This is a genomic window from Thermoanaerobacterium xylanolyticum LX-11 (assembly GCF_000189775.2).
GTDB classification, from domain to species: Bacteria; Bacillota; Thermoanaerobacteria; order Thermoanaerobacterales; family Thermoanaerobacteraceae; genus Thermoanaerobacterium; species Thermoanaerobacterium thermosulfurigenes.
The window spans coordinates 38,518-56,108 of the sequence record NC_015555.1 but is presented as its reverse complement, the minus strand read 5'-3'; the positions used below and the strand labels follow the sequence as shown (position 1 = coordinate 56,108).

General features: G+C 32.7%; 15 protein-coding genes, 3 tRNA genes and 1 other RNA gene. 1 reads left to right on the top strand and 18 read right to left on the bottom strand.

Translation table 11 applies throughout. The annotated features are described in order from the left end of the window. From THEXY_RS00265 to THEXY_RS00190, 17 genes are all read right to left on the bottom strand, one after another. The gene (locus THEXY_RS00265) at positions 1-336 is read right to left on the bottom strand and encodes a YbaB/EbfC family nucleoid-associated protein (protein WP_013786874.1); all 336 of its coding nucleotides are present in this window, start codon (positions 334-336) and stop codon (positions 1-3) included. Positions 337-405: 69 nt separating this feature from the next. Then, positions 406-1,998, bottom strand: coding sequence for a DNA polymerase III subunit gamma/tau (gene dnaX / locus THEXY_RS00260; RefSeq protein ID WP_013786873.1), 1,593 nt, complete (start codon positions 1,996-1,998; stop codon positions 406-408). A 58-nt stretch (positions 1,999-2,056) separates the two neighbouring features. Continuing rightward, positions 2,057-3,949, bottom strand: coding sequence for an HD domain-containing phosphohydrolase (locus THEXY_RS00255; protein ID WP_013786872.1), 1,893 nt, complete (start codon positions 3,947-3,949; stop codon positions 2,057-2,059). 154 nt (positions 3,950-4,103) lie between these two features. Further along, positions 4,104-4,369, bottom strand: an RNA gene (gene ffs, locus THEXY_RS12260) — signal recognition particle sRNA large type. A 136-nt stretch (positions 4,370-4,505) separates the two neighbouring features. Continuing rightward, positions 4,506-4,599, bottom strand: a tRNA-Ser gene (locus THEXY_RS00250). Between the two features lie 12 nt (positions 4,600-4,611). Beyond that, positions 4,612-4,701 (bottom strand) — tRNA-Ser (locus THEXY_RS00245). 3 nt (positions 4,702-4,704) lie between these two features. Continuing rightward, positions 4,705-5,133 (bottom strand): nucleoside deaminase, encoded by a 429-nt coding sequence (locus THEXY_RS00240; protein ID WP_041592155.1) that lies wholly within the window; start codon positions 5,131-5,133, stop codon positions 4,705-4,707. A gap of 14 nt (positions 5,134-5,147) precedes the next feature. Next, positions 5,148-5,224, bottom strand: a tRNA-Arg gene (locus THEXY_RS00235). A gap of 560 nt (positions 5,225-5,784) precedes the next feature. Next, entirely contained in the window at positions 5,785-6,057 is a 273-nt protein-coding gene (locus THEXY_RS00230; protein WP_049781431.1) for a response regulator transcription factor, read from the bottom strand. Between the two features lie 206 nt (positions 6,058-6,263). Beyond that, the gene (gene ltrA / locus THEXY_RS00225; RefSeq protein WP_013786870.1) at positions 6,264-7,670 is read right to left on the bottom strand and encodes a group II intron reverse transcriptase/maturase; all 1,407 of its coding nucleotides are present in this window, start codon (positions 7,668-7,670) and stop codon (positions 6,264-6,266) included. 388 nt (positions 7,671-8,058) lie between these two features. Next, the gene (locus THEXY_RS00220; RefSeq protein WP_013786869.1) at positions 8,059-8,331 is read right to left on the bottom strand and encodes a hypothetical protein; all 273 of its coding nucleotides are present in this window, start codon (positions 8,329-8,331) and stop codon (positions 8,059-8,061) included. 168 nt (positions 8,332-8,499) lie between these two features. Continuing rightward, a complete protein-coding gene (locus THEXY_RS00215) occupies positions 8,500-9,768 on the bottom strand; it encodes a putative bifunctional diguanylate cyclase/phosphodiesterase (protein WP_230197603.1) in 1,269 nt (422 codons plus the stop codon). Positions 9,769-9,965: 197 nt separating this feature from the next. Continuing rightward, positions 9,966-10,784 carry a CheR family methyltransferase gene (locus tag THEXY_RS00210; protein ID WP_013786867.1) on the bottom strand — a complete coding sequence of 273 codons (819 nt, stop codon included), beginning with the start codon at positions 10,782-10,784 and terminating at the stop codon, positions 9,966-9,968. Further along, entirely contained in the window at positions 10,784-11,350 is a 567-nt protein-coding gene (locus THEXY_RS00205) for a hypothetical protein (RefSeq protein WP_013786866.1), read from the bottom strand. The genes THEXY_RS00210 and THEXY_RS00205 overlap by 1 nt, the downstream gene beginning before the upstream one ends. After that, positions 11,328-12,422, bottom strand: coding sequence for a protein-glutamate methylesterase/protein-glutamine glutaminase (locus THEXY_RS00200; RefSeq protein WP_013786865.1), 1,095 nt, complete (start codon positions 12,420-12,422; stop codon positions 11,328-11,330). The genes THEXY_RS00205 and THEXY_RS00200 overlap by 23 nt, the downstream gene beginning before the upstream one ends. Before the next feature lie 30 nt (positions 12,423-12,452). Then, positions 12,453-14,000, bottom strand: a complete 1,548-nt coding sequence (locus tag THEXY_RS00195) for a chemotaxis protein CheW (RefSeq protein ID WP_013786864.1) — start codon at positions 13,998-14,000, stop codon at positions 12,453-12,455. A 29-nt stretch (positions 14,001-14,029) separates the two neighbouring features. Beyond that, complete coding sequence (locus THEXY_RS00190) at positions 14,030-15,964, bottom strand: methyl-accepting chemotaxis protein (RefSeq protein WP_013786863.1); 1,935 nt, start codon at positions 15,962-15,964, stop codon at positions 14,030-14,032. Between the two features lie 649 nt (positions 15,965-16,613). Between THEXY_RS00190 and THEXY_RS00185 the strand changes: the two genes are divergently transcribed. After that, positions 16,614-17,174 (top strand): tyrosine-type recombinase/integrase, encoded by a 561-nt coding sequence (locus THEXY_RS00185; protein ID WP_013786862.1) that lies wholly within the window; start codon positions 16,614-16,616, stop codon positions 17,172-17,174. A 230-nt stretch (positions 17,175-17,404) separates the two neighbouring features. Here THEXY_RS00185 and THEXY_RS12880 read toward each other — a convergent pair whose 3' ends face one another. Next, positions 17,405-17,533: a hypothetical protein gene (locus THEXY_RS12880; protein ID WP_268257774.1), complete on the bottom strand. Its 129-nt coding sequence runs from the start codon at positions 17,531-17,533 to the stop codon at positions 17,405-17,407. Between the last annotated feature and the right edge of the window lie 58 nt (positions 17,534-17,591).

Sequence of the window (17,591 nt, the reverse complement as noted above, 5' to 3'; positions counted from 1 at the left end):
TCAGAACAAGCCAGGTATGTTGAAACCTCCTGTTATTTTTCCCATCTCTTCTGCAATCATCTTTTCAGCACTTCTTAAAGCTTGATTTACTGCAGCCAATACAAGATCCTCCAGCATCTCTACATCGTCTTTGTCAACGACATCCGGATCGATCTTTATACTTATAAGTTCCTTTCTGCCATTTGCCACTACCTTTACAGCTCCACCGCCTGCAGACTCCTCAACCGTCTTGTTTTCAAGCTCCTCCTGCATTTTCTTCATTTGCTCCTGCATCTGCTGCGCTTGCTTTATCATGTTGTTCATGTTAAAACCGCCAGGAAATCCTCCTTTAGCCATCCAAATACCTCCTAATTAATTTTGTATTCTCTCTTATTTATATGCTAATTTTGACTTAGTAGTGATTAATCAATCTATTATTTCTACATCGCCAAAATATTTTTTTACTGCCTCAATTAACTGTTCATCTTCATTTTTTTCTTCTATAGCAAAAACTATGTTGTAATCATTACCTGTCAGTCTTTTAATAACATCTTTGATGTAATCTTTATTTTCGATTTTATTAAGTTCTTCTTTATAAAACACATGCTCCTTTGGATATTCTATCACAAAATTGCCATCTTTCAAATACGGTTTGCCTAAGCTTAAAAAAGAAAAAATCATCGGCCTGTCTTTCATTATCATACTTAACAGTTTTTTGAAAACTTCATTTACATTTATCTCAATGTTCTTATCTACTTTATCAACTATATCATCAGTTTTTTTCGCTTCTTTTTTTATCACTACATCATCAAAAACCCCTTCAGATTTTAAAGTTTTATCATTAGCGACAATATCCTTCTCTACAAACGGCATCATCTTACCGCTTTTAATCACATTCTCCAACTTATTTAGTCTATCTAATATGCTGTCTATATCAGGTGAGATTTCCGGATTTATAAGCTTAAGCAATGTTATCTCCAGCATTATTCTGGGAGATTGAGCATATCTTATTTTCCCCTGAAGATCTATCAATTTCTCTAACGCATTTGATAAAAACGCCATATCAAATAAAGATGCCTTCTCGATTACATCATTTATCTCTGTTTCTAATATCTCTTCTGACTCATCACCACATGTTTTGTATACAATCACATCTCTCAAAAAAGATAACAGAGCTTTCACCAAATTATTTACGTCTATGCCGTAAAGCATCAACTTATCTATCTGTTTTATGATTTCTTTTCCATCTCTATCGTTTAAACTATTCACTAAAGCAAACAACGTATCATCATTTACAGTGCCGAGTATATCGCACACATCATCATACGTTAAAACATCGCTGTATGAAGCACACTGCTCAAGTATGCTTATAGCATCCCTCATAGAACCATTTCCATGCTTGGCAATCAGTGCAATTGCTTTACCGTCTATATTTATTTGGCTGTCTTCAGCTATTTTCTTTATATTCTGTGAAATGACTTTCGATGATATCCTTTTAAAGTCAAACCTTTGACACCTTGACAAAATAGTTGCAGGTATCTTGTTTGGCTCAGTTGTAGCTAAAATAAATATCGCATGCTGTGGAGGCTCTTCAAGTGTTTTTAAAAGGGCATTAAAGGCACTGCCAGATAGCATATGGACTTCATCTATAATGTACACCTTGTACTTACATGAAGATGGAGCATATATGATGTTGTCCCTCAATTCTCTCACATCATCAACGCTGTTATTCGACGCCGCATCTATCTCTATTATGTCCATTAGAGAATTGTTATTAGCAGACTCGCATATCTGACATTTGTTGCAGGGCTCCCCATCTACGCTATTAGGACAATTAACAGCTTTTGCAAAAATCTTCGCAACACTTGTCTTGCCTGTACCTCTTGTACCGCAAAAAAGGTATGCATGTCCTATTCGTCCGCTTTTTATCTGATTTTTTAAAGTTCTGACAATATGATTTTGCCCCAAAACTTCACAAAAACTTTTGGGCCTATACTTTCTGTACAGTGATTGGTACATAAAAAAACACCTCATTTACTTAATTGTAACAAAAAAAAGGATACTTTTCTATATCCTTTTAGTTTGCTATTTCCGTTTCTATTTTAATCCTCTCCATCTTTTTTCTATCCCTCATGTAAATAGATATTACGCTGTCAACCACCCTCGGATTAAACTGTGTGCCTTTGTATTTCAACAATTCATTTACAGCCTCGTCAAAGGAAATACCTTTCCTATACGATCTATCAGATGTCATAGCGTCGAATGAATCCGCCACACACAGTATCGCAGCAATCAGCGGTATATTGTCGTCATTAAGCCCAAACGGATATCCTTTCCCATCATATCTTTCGTGGTGCTTTTCAATTCCATCTATTATATCCTTAGATAGTCCAATTGGTTCTAATATTTTTCTGGATATTTTTGGATGTTGTTTTATTTTGTCGTACTCCTCACTTGTAAGTTTTCCAGGTTTGGTAAGTATACTGTCAGCCACTCCTATCTTTCCTATATCATGCAGCAAACCAGCAATTCTTATCTTTTCTATCTCATCTTTTGGCAGTCCCATGCTTTCGGCTATAATTGCAGCGTACTTCGAAACTCTAAGCGAATGCCCTTTAGTATACTTATCCTTTGCCTCAACAGCATGAGCCAAAGCATCGATGGTCCTAAAGTACCAATTCCTCATGTCGTCATATAGATTTGCATTTTCTATGGCAACAGACACACTATCAGCAACAGATCTCAACAAGCTTATATCATTGGCAAGCCTTGAAGTTGTTAATATGTTTAAGATTCCCACAGCCTTATCTTTAGATATGAGTGGAACAGCTATTACGTTTTTTACATTTAATTCTTTCAATCGCAAAAGCAAATTATCATCTATCGGGAATTTATTAGGATCCAAAACAGTAATTTCTTTTGAAACAAGAAGCTTAACATTTTCATCCGACGACAACGACAACTCTTTTAAAAGAGGCATGTCTCTCAATTCCCCTGCTGCTACCATAAGCTCTAATCTTCCTGACTCATTTATTGTCCTTATGGTACAAAGTGGTGAAGAAAGTATGGTGGATATTTTCTCAGCAATAGAATATAGAACATCTCGAGGTTCTAAATTTTTAGTCAGCAATTGCGTCACATTTCCTATAGCCAGAATCTGCCTATTTCTCTCCATTATCTCTTTTTTCGCATTATTGTAATCAGTTATATCCCTCGACAAACCTTGAATTCCCACTATCTCATTTTCATTGTTCTTTATTACCTTAGCTCTCGTTTCTGTAAGAAGTATTGAACCATCTCTTTTTTTGAATTTTATTTCCGCCATGCTTATTCTACCATTCATCAGATCTTCCATGATCTTCTTATCGTCGTCATGAACGAATTCTGTGATTTTTCTGCCTGTCATCTCGTCTGGCATGTAATCTAAATATCTTACTGATCTATTATTAATAAACTCTATATTGTATTCACCATCAGTAAACCAAAGAATATCTGAAATATTGTCTACCAGTGTCCTATACCTTGATTCCGATTTCTCAAGTTCGTTTGTCACAGCTTCCATCTGCTCATAAGACGCCTCAAGCTCTGCATAGTAATCTTGCAATTCATTGTTTTTCTTTAAAAGCTCCTGAGATTCCCTTTTTAACTCTTCATAAGTTGACTTTAGCTTATGTGACATTTCTCTAAAACTTCTTGATAACTCTACAAATTCTTCTGAAACATCTATATCAATATTATAATCGTATTCACCATCTATTATACGTTTAACGCCTTTATTCAACTTTTCTATTGGATATGACAAGTGCTTTGACTCTGTCATTGCTATAAAAGCCGAAATAAACAATATCAAAAAAGAAGCAAATATGTTATTGCCTATGCCTTTTACTATGTGGACAAACGAAAGTAGATATACAAAGACTGAAACTCCGAATATTATGACAAACAAACGATTGCGATAACTTCTAAACATAAATACCTCCCTAAGCAGTAAAAGTCACTATTAGTATAGTCGACAATGCCCAAAAAAACTTTACACAAATTTTAAATATCTGAATATTTTTTGATATAATATTTTTTGTGTATGTATTAAAATTTTTTAGTAAAAGATAATAAAAATAAAAAGGCCGCACACCCGACTCTGTCATGTTACCATAAGCGTTACATAAGCAGTTAACTCCACTCAAGCACTCCCCCGGCACATGAAAGTATTTGCTTACCGTTGCTTCCTTCCAGACCTGGCGGGGTTCACAAATTTCCATTGCGGAGGACTTGAATATCATAATCACTTACTTATGCCAGCCTTACAGTAATCATGCCTCGGCTCGGGAATTCGACCCTGCTATAGCGGATTGCAGGTTACAGGGCACCGCTACCTCCCCATCTAGTACGGCCATGTAAGTCTTTTTTAACTTACAACATTATTTTGTGCAATGCAAGACCTATTATACATCGTCTATATGTAAAAATCAACACATGGATTGAAATTTTTAATGGATGTTATGGATTAAGATGGGAATTACATTTAATGGCGGAGAGAGAGGGATTCGAACCCTCGGTACCCGTTTTGAGGGTACACACGATTTCCAGTCGTGCGCCTTAGACCAGCTCAGCCATCTCTCCATGATATTTCCATGGCGGAGAGAGTGAGATTCGAACTCACGAGGCGGGAATCCGCCCACTCGCTTTCGAGGCGAGCGCTTTCGACCACTCAGCCATCTCTCCAGATCACCTTAGTCTACTAAAAAAATCATTTATCAATTTTTTGCACTCATCTTCCATGATGCCAAAATAAACTTCTGCTTTTTTATTTAAAAGATCATATACAGTACCTGCAGCACCGTTATCACGACTCTCTGCGCCTACATACACTCTTTTTATCCGAGACTCTATTATTGCACCTGCACACATTGGACATGGCTCTAATGTGACATAGAGCGATGCACCATTAAGCCTCCAATCGCCAATGCTTTTGCAAGCATCCTTTATAGCATTGATTTCAGCGTGCTGCGTCGCATCTTTTTCTGTTTCTTTTAGATTGTAGCCTCTGCCAATAATGATGCCATCTTTAACTACAACTGCACCAACCGGCATCTCTCCAAGTTTAAAGCTTATAATAGCCTCATCTATAGCAGCCTTCATAAACTCGTTGTACATCTTAATCACACAAATGGTGCGCCCGAGAGGACTCGAACCTCCGGCACACGGTTTAGGAAACCGTTGCTCTATCCTGCTGAGCTACGGGCGCATGATTTATATTATATATAAATTTTCAAATTTGTCAATATCATAGTGGTGCGCCCGACAGGATTCGAACCCGTGGCCTTTTGATTCGTAGTCCCAATTAGGCCACTTTTTTCGAATATCGTTTATTTCCCTTTAGTGCCTCTAACGCGCACCATTTCAACGTTTCGTTCACTTATATCATTATACAATATATGTTGAAATTAATCAAGTTTTTTCAGTTCGCAACAGAGATTTCGCAATAAAATTCCAGCAAAAAATTTATCTTTACAAGAATTTTTATATTTTACATCTAGTTGAATATATGGTAATAGTAAATCCATTTAGATGCTAAAAAAGTTGCACTTTCCCCTTACCCCATGAATTTAATAATGAATTTCCAGTTTTGTTTCAAATTATGTCTTCACAAACAGTGGATTACTCCATCCAGTTTCTATGATAAATATCTCATCTTTTATATCTTCAATAATATCTATTTGAAGCATATGCTTTTCCCTAAAATTTCTTATACACCTATATTCTAACTTATATCTGCCTTTTTGTCTGTATAGTTTTCTGATATCATTATATTATTTTTACGTAATCAATTTTATCTTTAAAAATATCTCTATTTCCTAAAATCCTAAACATTATTTCAATTTTATTTTTCGCATTAAATTTTTTGTAAATATGATAAATGTGGTTTTTAACAGTATTCTTTTTTATGTGTAAAATATTAGCAATTTGATTGTTTTTATAGCCTTTAAATATATAAAAAAGTATCTCCATTTCTCTTTTTGTTAAATTTATGCTATCTACGTACTTGGCTAATTTTTTAAATTTTAATTCATTCCACATATAAAATCCCTTGCTGAATACTGCTCTAATTGCTTTAAACAACTCAGTTTGTTCAGCATTTTCAAAAATATACCCATTTATATTTGTTCCCAAGGCAGTATATAAGTACAAACAATCAATATATGAATCGAGTAGGAGGCGGTGACTAACCGCCGTCCTCTCACACCACCGTACGTACCGTTCGGTATACGGCGGTTCATTAAGATTTAATGTACGATTAGATACCTTTTTGATAAACTTCTATAACCTATGTCTTCGAAGTATTTATTTGTAAGAGTCATATTGAGTATTTGGCTATTGGATATTCTCCAGTAGCCTTTCCTCGTATTGGCGTATGCCCAGGCTTTTTGTTTTTCTACTCCTAATTTTATCAGATTGTCATACTTTGTTTTTGTCTTCTTCCATTGCTTCCATATACATGCTCTTAGTCTACGCCTTATCCATTCGTCAAGAGCTTTCATTATTCCTTTCGCATCTGCTAATCCAAAATAGTTAACCCATCCTGTCGTTATCTGATTCAATCTACGTATTCTGTATTCCATGCTTATTCCCTTGTTTCGATTGGTTATTTCTCTTACTTTTTCCTTAAACCTTTTGATGGATTTTTCATGAATCCTTATTCTTACTTCGTTTTCTTTTGTATAAAACGAAAATCCTAAGAATTTTCTTTTCCATGGTCTATCTACAGCACTTTTTGTTTCATTGACTTTTAGTTTTAATTTGGTTTCTATGAATTTCTTTATGCTTTTCATTACTCTGTTTCCTGCTGACCTGCTTTTTACGTATATGTTGCAATCATCTGCATATCGACAGAATTTATGTCCTCTTCTTTCTAGTTCTTTGTCTAGTTCATCTAACATTATGTTTGCTAGTAGCGGACTTAATGGCCCTCCTTGTGGTGTCCCTTCTTCTGTTGCTACTTTGATTCCATTTATCATTACTCCTGATTCTAAGTATCTTCGTATTAGCTTCAGTACTCGTTTGTCTCCTATCCGCTTTTCTAATTTGGACATTAGTATGTCGTGGTTTACTCTGTCAAAGAACTTTTCTAAGTCTATATCTACTACCCATGTGCATCCTTCGTTTATATATACTTCTGCGGCTATTACTGCGTCTTTTGCACTGCGTCTAGGTCTGAAACCATAACTGTTATCAGAGAATGTATGGTCGTATATTCCACTTAGTATTTGGGCTATTGCTTGTTGTATTAGTCTGTCTAGTACTGTAGGTATCCCTAGTAGTCTTGTTCCTCCATCTGGTTTTGGTATTTCTACTCTCAACACTGGTTGTGGTTTATATTTTCCTTCCAGTAATTGTTGCTTTATGGTCGGCCAGTTTTCTTTGAGATACGGTAGAAGTTCATCTACTTCCATCCCATCGACTCCATGGCTTCCTTTATTTGCAACTACTCGTTTGTATGCTTCTTTCATGTTTTCTCGGTCTAGTATCATTTCAAGCATATTACTGGTGTATCTTTGTACATTGTTTCTTCTATCTTTTGACGCCGATGATATACTATGCACTTCCGCTCTCTCTTGAAATTCCATTTCTTGATTGAGCGGATAGCCTCTTTGTTGAGTTGTCTGCAGTCTCTGCATATCTTTCGAGTTCATAAGATTTCCAAAACCTCCTAATGTTCGGTCCTTCCTTATCTATTCATGACTAGATAAGTACTATGACCTCTGCTGACTTCTCAAGGTTCAGCCATACATCACTGCATGGGTTGTCATTTCAGAGTTCACTTTAATGACTTATCCTTGAGACCTCCCCGGGTAAGAACGATAACCTTCATCTCGTCTATCTGCCAGATTTACTGTATGGGGTTCGGGTAGTGTTGGACTTCGTTTTGTTCAGCAAACTCGTCCGCCCCAATTCAGCCTCTTATCTGGTTCGTATTCCTCAGACCGAGATTTTGCCTACCGCTTCCTTCAGATTCCACCTCACGATGGACACCCTTGCGGTTCAGCTAGTGGTTCCCACTACCAAGCCCACAGCGGACTTTCACCGCCAAGTTATCGCCCATGCCGGGCGCACTGAAAATAGCAATATTATTTTGCTATTCATCTTTTTACTTTTTATATACCGAAATTGTTCAAGACAATAATTATATGAACTGCTATCACAAATAATTATTATATCCGGATAATAAATAGTACTTATATCCGCAATTTTTTTTGCATTAGCTATTACATTCATACCTAAATCTTTTTCAATTAAACTTGTTAATGCCTGTCTCTCTAATGAATATAAGCCCAAAACCATTATATTTATCATGTCGGCACATCCTTTTTATACCAATGTAATATACTAAATTGCATATAAATAATAATATTCCATTTTGTGCAGAATCTCTGATCGCAATTTATCTTAACTTTGTTACATAAGTTCTCTGTTGTCACTATATCAAATGAATCCTATATAAAATTTACTCGAACATGCAGATCAATTATTATTGAACATCAATTCTATCTCCTTTGAAGTTTTAGGTTTTGATATATAATAACCTTGTATCTTATCACAACCCCATTCTTTTAACATACCAAGTTGTTCTTTTGTTTCTACACCTTCCGCTATAACTTCATAGTTCATTTCTTTTGAAATATGCAAAATACCTTTGATCAAAGTTTTCACTTTATTTTCATTAATCCTGTCAATAAGACTCTTATCTATTTTGATAGTACTTATAGGAAACTCTATCATGTTTATCAATGAAGAATATCCTACTCCAAAATCATCTAATGAAATCTTTATTCCTCTTCTCAACAATTCTTTTATTTTATTTATCTCTTGTTTATTAATATTCAATATTTGAGTTTCAGTAAACTCCATTCCAACAAGATTTAATGCTGTATTGTATTTACTAATAAGTTGTTCAAATTTAAATAAAAAATCATCCTCTTTAAGTTGAAGAGGAGAAACATTAATGTTAACTTTAAGTGCAATTCCTCTATTTTGCCAATAATTTATCTGTTTAAAAACATCTTCAATAACCAAAATGCCAAATTCTTTAATGAAACCACTTTCTTCAATAACCGCAATGAATTGGGACGGAGAGATATCTCCATATTTCTTATTTTTCCATCTTACAAGAGCTTCAACTTCTTCCATTCTATTTTCTTTCAAATTATAAATAGGCTGAAATAAAAGGTAAAATTCATTGTTTAACATTGCTTTTTTGATATCTACGATCATCCCGGTTTTTTTTAGTGTATTATCCTCTGTAACTTTATCAAAAACGATATATTTTGATTTTCCTAGCATTTTAGCTTTAAGCATTGCAACATTTGCTTTTCTTATTATATCATCAATATGTTCTCCCGACTTTGGTATATAAATTCCAGCGTTTACTGTTGTCAAAATATCTTTACCTTCAACTTTAAAAAAATAATTAAACTTTTGTGTAACATCTTCTACAATATTTATTGTTTTGTCAAAATTACTGTGAAAAACAACAATGAACTCATCGCCATCGAATTTAAAAATCTTTCCACTTTCTTTTACTGTTTCAGTCAGTACCTTACTTATTTTAACTGATACTTTATTACCAAAAAGATGTCCATAAGAATTATTTATGTATGTTAAATTATCAAAATCAAAAAGAACAAATATAAACTTATTAGCATCTTGTTTATAATAATCATAGAGAAAATATCTATTAGGGAGATTAGTTAAATAATCATAATAATATTTATCATTAGATTTTACTTCCATATGGTACAACAGTTCATCCTTTCTTACTGATTTAAACTCATAATAAATGAAGTTTAATCAATCAAGCACAAAATACTTCGAATAAAACCTTAAATTATACTAACGATAGAACCATCTATCGACCATAAAAATAATATAATTATGCAGTGCAATCAAATTGTAACCGCACTGCTTAATCAGACTAAAATATAAATAATTTATTTTGTATATATATAAGCATTTTTATATTTCCGTAATTTAAATATAGGTGTAATACGACTCATGGACTCTGAATGACCTAAAAATATATATCCTCCATCTAAAAGAGCTTCATAAAAATAATTTGCCACTTGTCTACGAGATATATCATCAAAGTAAATAAGAACATTCCTGCAAAAAATCACATCAAAGTTCCTCATTTTTTGCATTTCTGTTTTATCAATCAAATTCAACTGAAAAAATGCAATATTCTTTTTGAGCTTTGGTATTACCTCATAATACTGATCATTATGGTAAAAATAACGCTTTTTATACTCTTCAGGTACTACCCGGAGAGATCTTTCTAAATATAGTCCTCGTTCGGCTTTTTTTAAAACATCTGTATTTAAATCTGTTGCATAAATTTCCCATTTAATGCCATGTATATATTCAAGTACTTCTTCTAATATTATTGCCAAAGTATACGGTTCTTCACCTGTAGAACAACCCGCAGACCAAATTTTAATTTCTTTGTCATTTTCTTTCTTTTTTCTTTCAACAATTTCAGGTAAGATTTCTTCGGCAAAACATTTTAATTGATAATATTCTCTAAAAAAATAAGTTTCATTTACTGTCAAAATGTTAACTAATTCTTGAAGACCACGTCCAGTATTATCAAACTTTAGCCATGAAAAATAACTTTTAAAATCTTCATGTCCAGTAAGTTCTATCTGATTTAGAACTCTGTTCTTTACATAATACATCTTTTGATCTTCAAAATATATTCCTGTTTTTTTATATATAAACTCTCTTAACTTAATAAATTCTTCAAATGTCACTAGTTCACCTCATTATAATAATTCAAATTCTTTAACGCAATTTCTGTTATATACTTAAAAAATGGACTTGAAAAACGACTTAAAGTTCGTTTTATTATATTTTTATCTTCTTTGCTTTTTCCAATCTTACCTAAATATTCAACTGCTACAGCTACAACATTCTCTACTTTGTTATGTTCTATAACTTCTCTTAATATCATAGCAACATTTCTAAATTGTTCTTTTCTAAAAGTATTTTCAATTGTTAAACTAATATTTTTCTCAAAATCTGAAAATATCTTTTTAAAAATTTTAAGAGCCGAATTACTATTTGCTGCCAATAATTCTCTCCCAGCATCTCTAAGAAAAGCATCATTACTTTCAAGTAATTCCACAACAAGATTAGCAAAATTTTCGTCTCTTATTTCTGCAATAGATTCAAAAATCAGCTTTTCTAATTTTTTACTTTCTTCTGTTAAAAGCCTATTCATAAGCATTTTTAAACTAAATGTATTACTACAATTATTCATGTTTTTATCATTTTTTCTTAATATAGTCAACTTATCAAAATTTTGAAAATATTGCATGCTCATATACCTTCTTTATCAAGATGTCACTAATTTTATAAGCCGGAGCTATTATTTCAGCTCCACCACGTTCTATAGCCTCTCTTGGCATGCCATATACAATAGCAGTTTCTTGCGATTCTGCAATAGTTAATCCGCCCCGTTTTCTAATTTCAACCATCATATCCGCTCCATCATCACCCATTCCCGTCAAAAGTACTCCTATAATATTTTTACCATCTAAATTTTCCAGTACAGATTTCATTGTCACATTGACAGATGGTCTATAAAGTACATTTTCAGGTTCTTGAGTTAATCTAGTAACAAGTTTAGATCTTATTTTATCTTTTTCTACTTTAAGATGCCACCCACCTTTTGCAATAATAATAGTCCCATGTTCAATAACAGTATCATTTTCAGCTTCTTTTACATTTAAATTACAACTATGATCTAAACGCTGAGCAAAAGCTTTTGTAAAACCCGGTGGCATATGTTGCACAACAAGCACCGCTGCTGGAAAGTCTGAAGGTAAATATGGTAGAATTTCCATTAGAGTTTTAGGTCCACCTGTAGAAACTCCAATTATAACTAAATTTTTATTTTCATTTACCTTATTCTCATATATTTCATCATTTAAATTATGCTCTTCATGTTTTAAAAAATTTTTTATTTTTTTTAAAGATTTTATCTGTTCTCTATTGGATAATGCAGCTGCCCTTACTTTTGCTATAATTTCAGCAGCAAGTTGCTTTATACCCAAAGAAACTGTACCTCCAGGTTTTGCAACAAAATCAACAGCTCCAAGTTCAAGCGCCTCAAATGTGGTTAAGGCACCTTCTGTAGAAAGTGATGAAATAACTACAACAGGACAAGGTGAAAGTGACATTATATATTGCAATGCTGTAAGCCCATCCATTACTGGCATATTTATATCAAGAGTTATAACATCAGGATGAAGATCTATTGCTTTTTTTACCGCTTCATTCCCATCACGAGCAGTATCAATTACTTTCATGTCTTTCTCATTCTCTAGTATATCCTTTATACATCTTCTCATAAAAGCAGAATCATCAACTACAAGTACACGAATCATATGTATCACTTCTCTTATACAAAATTTGTATCAATTATTTACTTCATTATTTACTCTGTTAATTGTCATAAGTTTTTCTCTTTCCTCTCCTGATAATATGTTTTTAACAGATAGCAAAACAATCATTCTATTAGAACTCTCAAACTTTACTATACCTTCTATAAAACTTTCTTCAATTTCATCTGCGAGAACCTCTGGTACACTGTCTATTTGAGAACATCCAACTTTTAATACCTCTTTAATAGAATCAACAATTAAACCTGTATATTTCCCAGAAATATCGACTAACACTATTCTATTATAATCATCTATAATTTTCTCTTGCAGCCCAAATTTTTTTCTAAGGTCAATAATAGGTACAATTGTTCCACGCATATTTATGACACCTTCTACAAAGTCTGGCATATTAGGAACAATCATTATTTCTGTTGCACTTATTATTTCTTTTACATCCTCAATAGGAAATGCACATTCTACACTATCTATCAAAAAGCTCACAAGTTGTTTGTCCTCATCATTATTTGTATCAGAAACATTCATTTTTTGATCGTCTATATGTATTCTTAATACATCGACATTTTCTTTCAATCTATCTTTAAATAATTTTTGAGAATCAAGTACATAAACTAGTCGGTTACCTTCATTCATGCTACATATACCACTTATTTCATTAATATCTTCTGCGTTTAATAATGGTGGCACAGGAAGAACTGCATCTTTATCTATACGCAATACTTCTAAAACTAAATCAACTTTAAAACCAACTAAATATGAATAATCATTTTCTTCCATTTTAGCAACCACTATTCTCGATCTTTCATCAAAAGCACATTCTTCCATATTAAATAATCGTCTTAAACTAACAATAGGCAACACTCTATTACGAAGAGAAATAATGCCAAGTATATATGGTGGTACATTAGGTACTTCATGAATATCGCCAGAAAAACGCACAATTTCCTGTACGTTAGTTACTTCAATACCATATTCTCCTTCCCCTATCTTAAAACTTATCATTTGCAATTGTTTGGCATTGGCATTTATATTCTCTTCTTTTCTCACATTAAATATATCAGGTTTAGTATTTTCAGTACTTTCGTCATTTTCTTTTAAATCTTTGTTACTTAAATTTAAAAGTTTTTTTGCATCTAAAAGCATAACCAACTTGTCACTATCTTCAACTTTAACAACACGTTCAACAAGATTTTGAGCGAATTCTGGTGCATTTCCTTTTTCTAATTCATCCTCATTAAAAGATAATACTCCAACTAATCTATCAACCACATATCCTAATTTTTTATTTTTGGCTGTAAGCACAATTACACGAGTTGATTCAGTATCATCAATTCTTTCTAGTCTTAATCTTAATCTACAATCCACAATCGTCAAGATAGTACCTCGCAAATTAGTAATACCACGTATATAAGCAGGTGCACTTGGAACTTCTACTATATCTGGAACCCTCATTATTTCCTGGAGATATAACATGTCTATACCAAACATTTTATCTCCTAGGTAAAATATAATATATTGATGACCATCTTTTTTCAATATCTCTTTTGTATTCATTGACTCCATAAAATTATCACCTTAATTAATGATTATTTTTAAATTTGTTGCATTTCATCTGCTAATGCCGCAATTTCTTCAACAGCATCTGCTAATTCCTTTACACCTGCCGCTTGTTGTTTGCCAGCTGCTGCTGCTTCTTGAGTACTCTTTGAAGATTCTTCAGCAGCGGAAGCAATCTGATCTACACCTTCTCTTATTTGTCCTATTGCTAATATATTCTGATTTGATTCTTTTGATATTTCTTCACTCGCTTTAATCATTTCGTTCATATCTATTTCTATCTGTTCCAAATCTTTTGTAGTATTTTTAGTTTTTTCTACTTCTTCTACAGTAGAACTTACTACTGCTTCTGCATCTTTGAGTACTATCTGTATTTGTTCTTGAATAGATCTAACCAATTCTTTAATTTGTTCTGCATTATCAGTACTATTTTGTGCTAAATTCCTTATATCTGATGAAACTACTGCAAAACCTTTGCCATATTCTCCTACTCTCGCCGCTTCAATAGCACCACTTACTGCAAGCATATTTGTCTGAATGCCAACTGTAGCAATTGTATCAACAACTTTGTTAATTTGTTTAGCCATATTTTCCAATATTTTTATCTTTTCTACATTTACTTTATTTTCATTAAATATTTCTTCAATACTATTAATAAGCGTTCTAACATTATTTTTATTAGTTTCAAGCAATTTTAAAAGTTCCATTACTTTATTTAAAGCTGCCTGTGATTCTTCACTAATTTTGTTCATTCCCTTTTCAATTTGAGCAACTGCACTTGATGATTCCTCTGCTGCGCTTGCTTGCTGTTCTGCTCCCTTAGAAATTTGCGAGAGTGCAACCATTATTTGATCAGCAGATTTGCTTAATTCTTCTATTGCAGCAGATAATTCTTCCGCTGCAGCTGCAAAGCTTTCAGCCGATTTTTGAGTATCTGTAGATGTTCTCAAATCATCTGCCATTTCAGCTAATTCAGCAGCACCTTGGCTTACATCATCAAGAGCTTTTGTTTGTTGTTCAATCGCTTGAAGTGACTCTTCTGTTGCACTTGCCTGCTCTTCAGCACTGCTTGCTATTATTTCTGCTCCCTTTTGAAATTCTTGTACAGCTTGTAAAGATTGACGACTTAAGTCATTTATAATAGACATTCCTCTTACTACTTCATCCATTGATTTATGAATAGATCCAAGATTTTCACTTATGGTTTTCCCCATTTCAACTTGTGAAAATGCCTTATTAGTAACTCCATTAATTGCATCTACGACTACTTTTACTTCTTCCTGAATTTCATTTACTACTTTTGCAATATCATTAGCAGCTTTTTCAGATGTTTCAGCCAGCACCCTTACTTCTTCCGCAACTACAGCAAATCCTCTGCCGTGATCTCCAGCTCTTGCAGCTTCTATAGCGGCATTTAACGCAAGTAAATTAGTTTGATCAGCTATTTTTCCAACAGTCTTTACTATATCTTCTATATTCTCAGCTTGTTTTTCTAATTGTGCTACTAGTTTTGCTGATTCTTCATTTCGAGCCGATGCTATATTTACACCTTCTATAAGTTTTTCTATATCATTAGCAGCATTTTTTACAAGTATTTGTATAGATTTAGCTTTATCCAATACCTTCTGTGCATTTTCAGATGAACGTTCTGCTCCTTTATTAAGCTGTTCAATCGCAGCAAGCGACTCTTGCGCAGCTTTGCTTGCTTCTTCTGCACCACTAGCGATTTGTTCCATTGAAGACCTTAGTTCTTCAACAGCTCCCGAAGCTTCTTCACTTCCAGATGAAAGTTCTTCAGTTGCTGTAGCAATTCTTTCCGCAATTTGTTGTTTTTTAGCAAATGTACGTGCTTTTTTTCTTTCCATCTCAAATCGTTTTTTATTTGTCACATCATCAATTATTTCAATATTTTCTTTGCTTACGCTTTCTTTATTTAATGGAGCAAGCGTTTTATAATAATTTTCCTTCATGTTTTAAACCTCCGTAAAACTATTAAAATTTTATTATTCATCAATTTCTTAATAAATGTTTTTAAAGAAAATCTCTAGCAATTCATTTGTGAACCTACTCCATCCTATAAAGGATAGAACTTCCTATTTCATTGACCGTTGCCTGCTGTTATTTACGACAGGTCTTACACAATCTCCATATGCATAACTTCGGGAGGAACCTTCCCTACAATAGAAATTCATCGTCCACCTATAAAGGATGTGAGACTTCTTTCAAGCCTTTGTTGAATTTTTTAAGCAACTTAACCTGCTAGACATTGATAGTGTGCTATTGTAAAATCTCTAATTTATACAGTTAATAACACATTTATATTGAAATAATAAATTTAATTACAGTTTGCAAAGCACCTCCGTAACTTCCATATTAATTTAAATATTCTCTATTTTATTAAAAATATTTAAAGTAACAGAATGTCTATTTTGTTACTTTACTGATAATAAAATTAAATTTATATAACAAGATTTTAAAATTATATAATTAAATTTTGTGGATATATCTATGTACAATTTAATGTATTTTTTTTATAATATTTGTGATTAATTTTTACATTAATAGTAGTTTAACTGTTCATCAATATTAATATTTTATAATGGAGAGGAGGATAGACAATTGATAGTAGAACCAATTCGAAATAAAGCAAAAATTAAGCAAATGTATTACTATTTAAGCGGTAAAGATTCAAAATATGGCTTACTGTTTAAATTTGGATTAAATACAGGTCTAAGAATTAGCGATATCTTACCAATTAAAGTCAAAGATATTTATACAAACAATGGTAATTTTCGAGACTATCTTATTTTAAAGGAAAGAAAAACTGGTAAAGAAAAAAAAATCAAAATTAATGAAGCTCTTAAGAAAGAAATAGAAAAATATATGAAGTTGAAAAATTTAACGCAAGAAGATTATTTTTTCCCAAGCAAAAAAGGAGGGCATATAGGAAGGATTCAGAGCTACAGAATATTGCGTGAAGCTGCTGAAGCTGTTGGTATTGAAAACTTTGGTACACATAGTTTGCGCAAGACTTGGGGATATTGGACATATAAAATGTCACGGTATAATATCGGACTTATCATGGAAACCTTCAATCACAGTTCACCACGAATAACTTTACGTTATATTGGTATAAATCAAGATCAAAAGGATGAATTGTATTCTCTAGTTCAATTTTAATGTAATACAAAACCTTCTAAATGAATATTAAATTAAACAATTTTATTTGCAAAAAAAATAAAAAAAATTATTAGCTTGCAGGAAAAACAGATTTTTTGTCGAATTATAATATTTAAAGTAACAAAATAGACATTCTGTTACTTTACTATGCAAATATATTTGACTTATCAATGATAAAAAAGCAGGCTTAATGCCTACTTATCCACAAAAAGGTATGCGCATACCTCTTACTATACACTTTTCTTTTCCCTTTTAAGCTTTTGTTTAGTTCCTTTTTCAGTATCTATATCATAATCTTTCACGATTTCATCAGATTCTTTTATTTCTTTTGCAATAAGCTCATTAACATAAAACGCCAAATGTTCATTTTTGTTCTGTCTCTTTTTTATGTTTTATATTAAGTTCTGTGCCATTTTT

What these genes read in the sequence shown, in the direction of transcription:
- THEXY_RS00265 (WP_013786874.1), bottom strand. Translation starts at nt 336, where the DNA reads ATGGCTAAAGGAGGATTTCCTGGCGGTTTTAACATGAACAACATGATA.
- dnaX (WP_013786873.1), bottom strand. Translation starts at nt 1,998, where the DNA reads ATGTACCAATCACTGTACAGAAAGTATAGGCCCAAAAGTTTTTGTGAA.
- THEXY_RS00255 (WP_013786872.1), bottom strand. Translation starts at nt 3,949, where the DNA reads ATGTTTAGAAGTTATCGCAATCGTTTGTTTGTCATAATATTCGGAGTT.
- THEXY_RS00240 (WP_041592155.1), bottom strand. Translation starts at nt 5,133, where the DNA reads ATGTACAACGAGTTTATGAAGGCTGCTATAGATGAGGCTATTATAAGC.
- THEXY_RS00230 (WP_049781431.1), bottom strand. Translation starts at nt 6,057, where the DNA reads ATGTGGAATGAATTAAAATTTAAAAAATTAGCCAAGTACGTAGATAGC.
- ltrA (WP_013786870.1), bottom strand. Translation starts at nt 7,670, where the DNA reads ATGAACTCGAAAGATATGCAGAGACTGCAGACAACTCAACAAAGAGGC.
- THEXY_RS00220 (WP_013786869.1), bottom strand. Translation starts at nt 8,331, where the DNA reads ATGATAAATATAATGGTTTTGGGCTTATATTCATTAGAGAGACAGGCA.
- THEXY_RS00215 (WP_230197603.1), bottom strand. Translation starts at nt 9,768, where the DNA reads ATGGAAGTAAAATCTAATGATAAATATTATTATGATTATTTAACTAAT.
- THEXY_RS00205 (WP_013786866.1), bottom strand. Translation starts at nt 11,350, where the DNA reads ATGCAATATTTTCAAAATTTTGATAAGTTGACTATATTAAGAAAAAAT.
- THEXY_RS00200 (WP_013786865.1), bottom strand. Translation starts at nt 12,422, where the DNA reads ATGATTCGTGTACTTGTAGTTGATGATTCTGCTTTTATGAGAAGATGT.
- THEXY_RS00195 (WP_013786864.1), bottom strand. Translation starts at nt 14,000, where the DNA reads ATGGAGTCAATGAATACAAAAGAGATATTGAAAAAAGATGGTCATCAA.
- THEXY_RS00190 (WP_013786863.1), bottom strand. Translation starts at nt 15,964, where the DNA reads ATGAAGGAAAATTATTATAAAACGCTTGCTCCATTAAATAAAGAAAGC.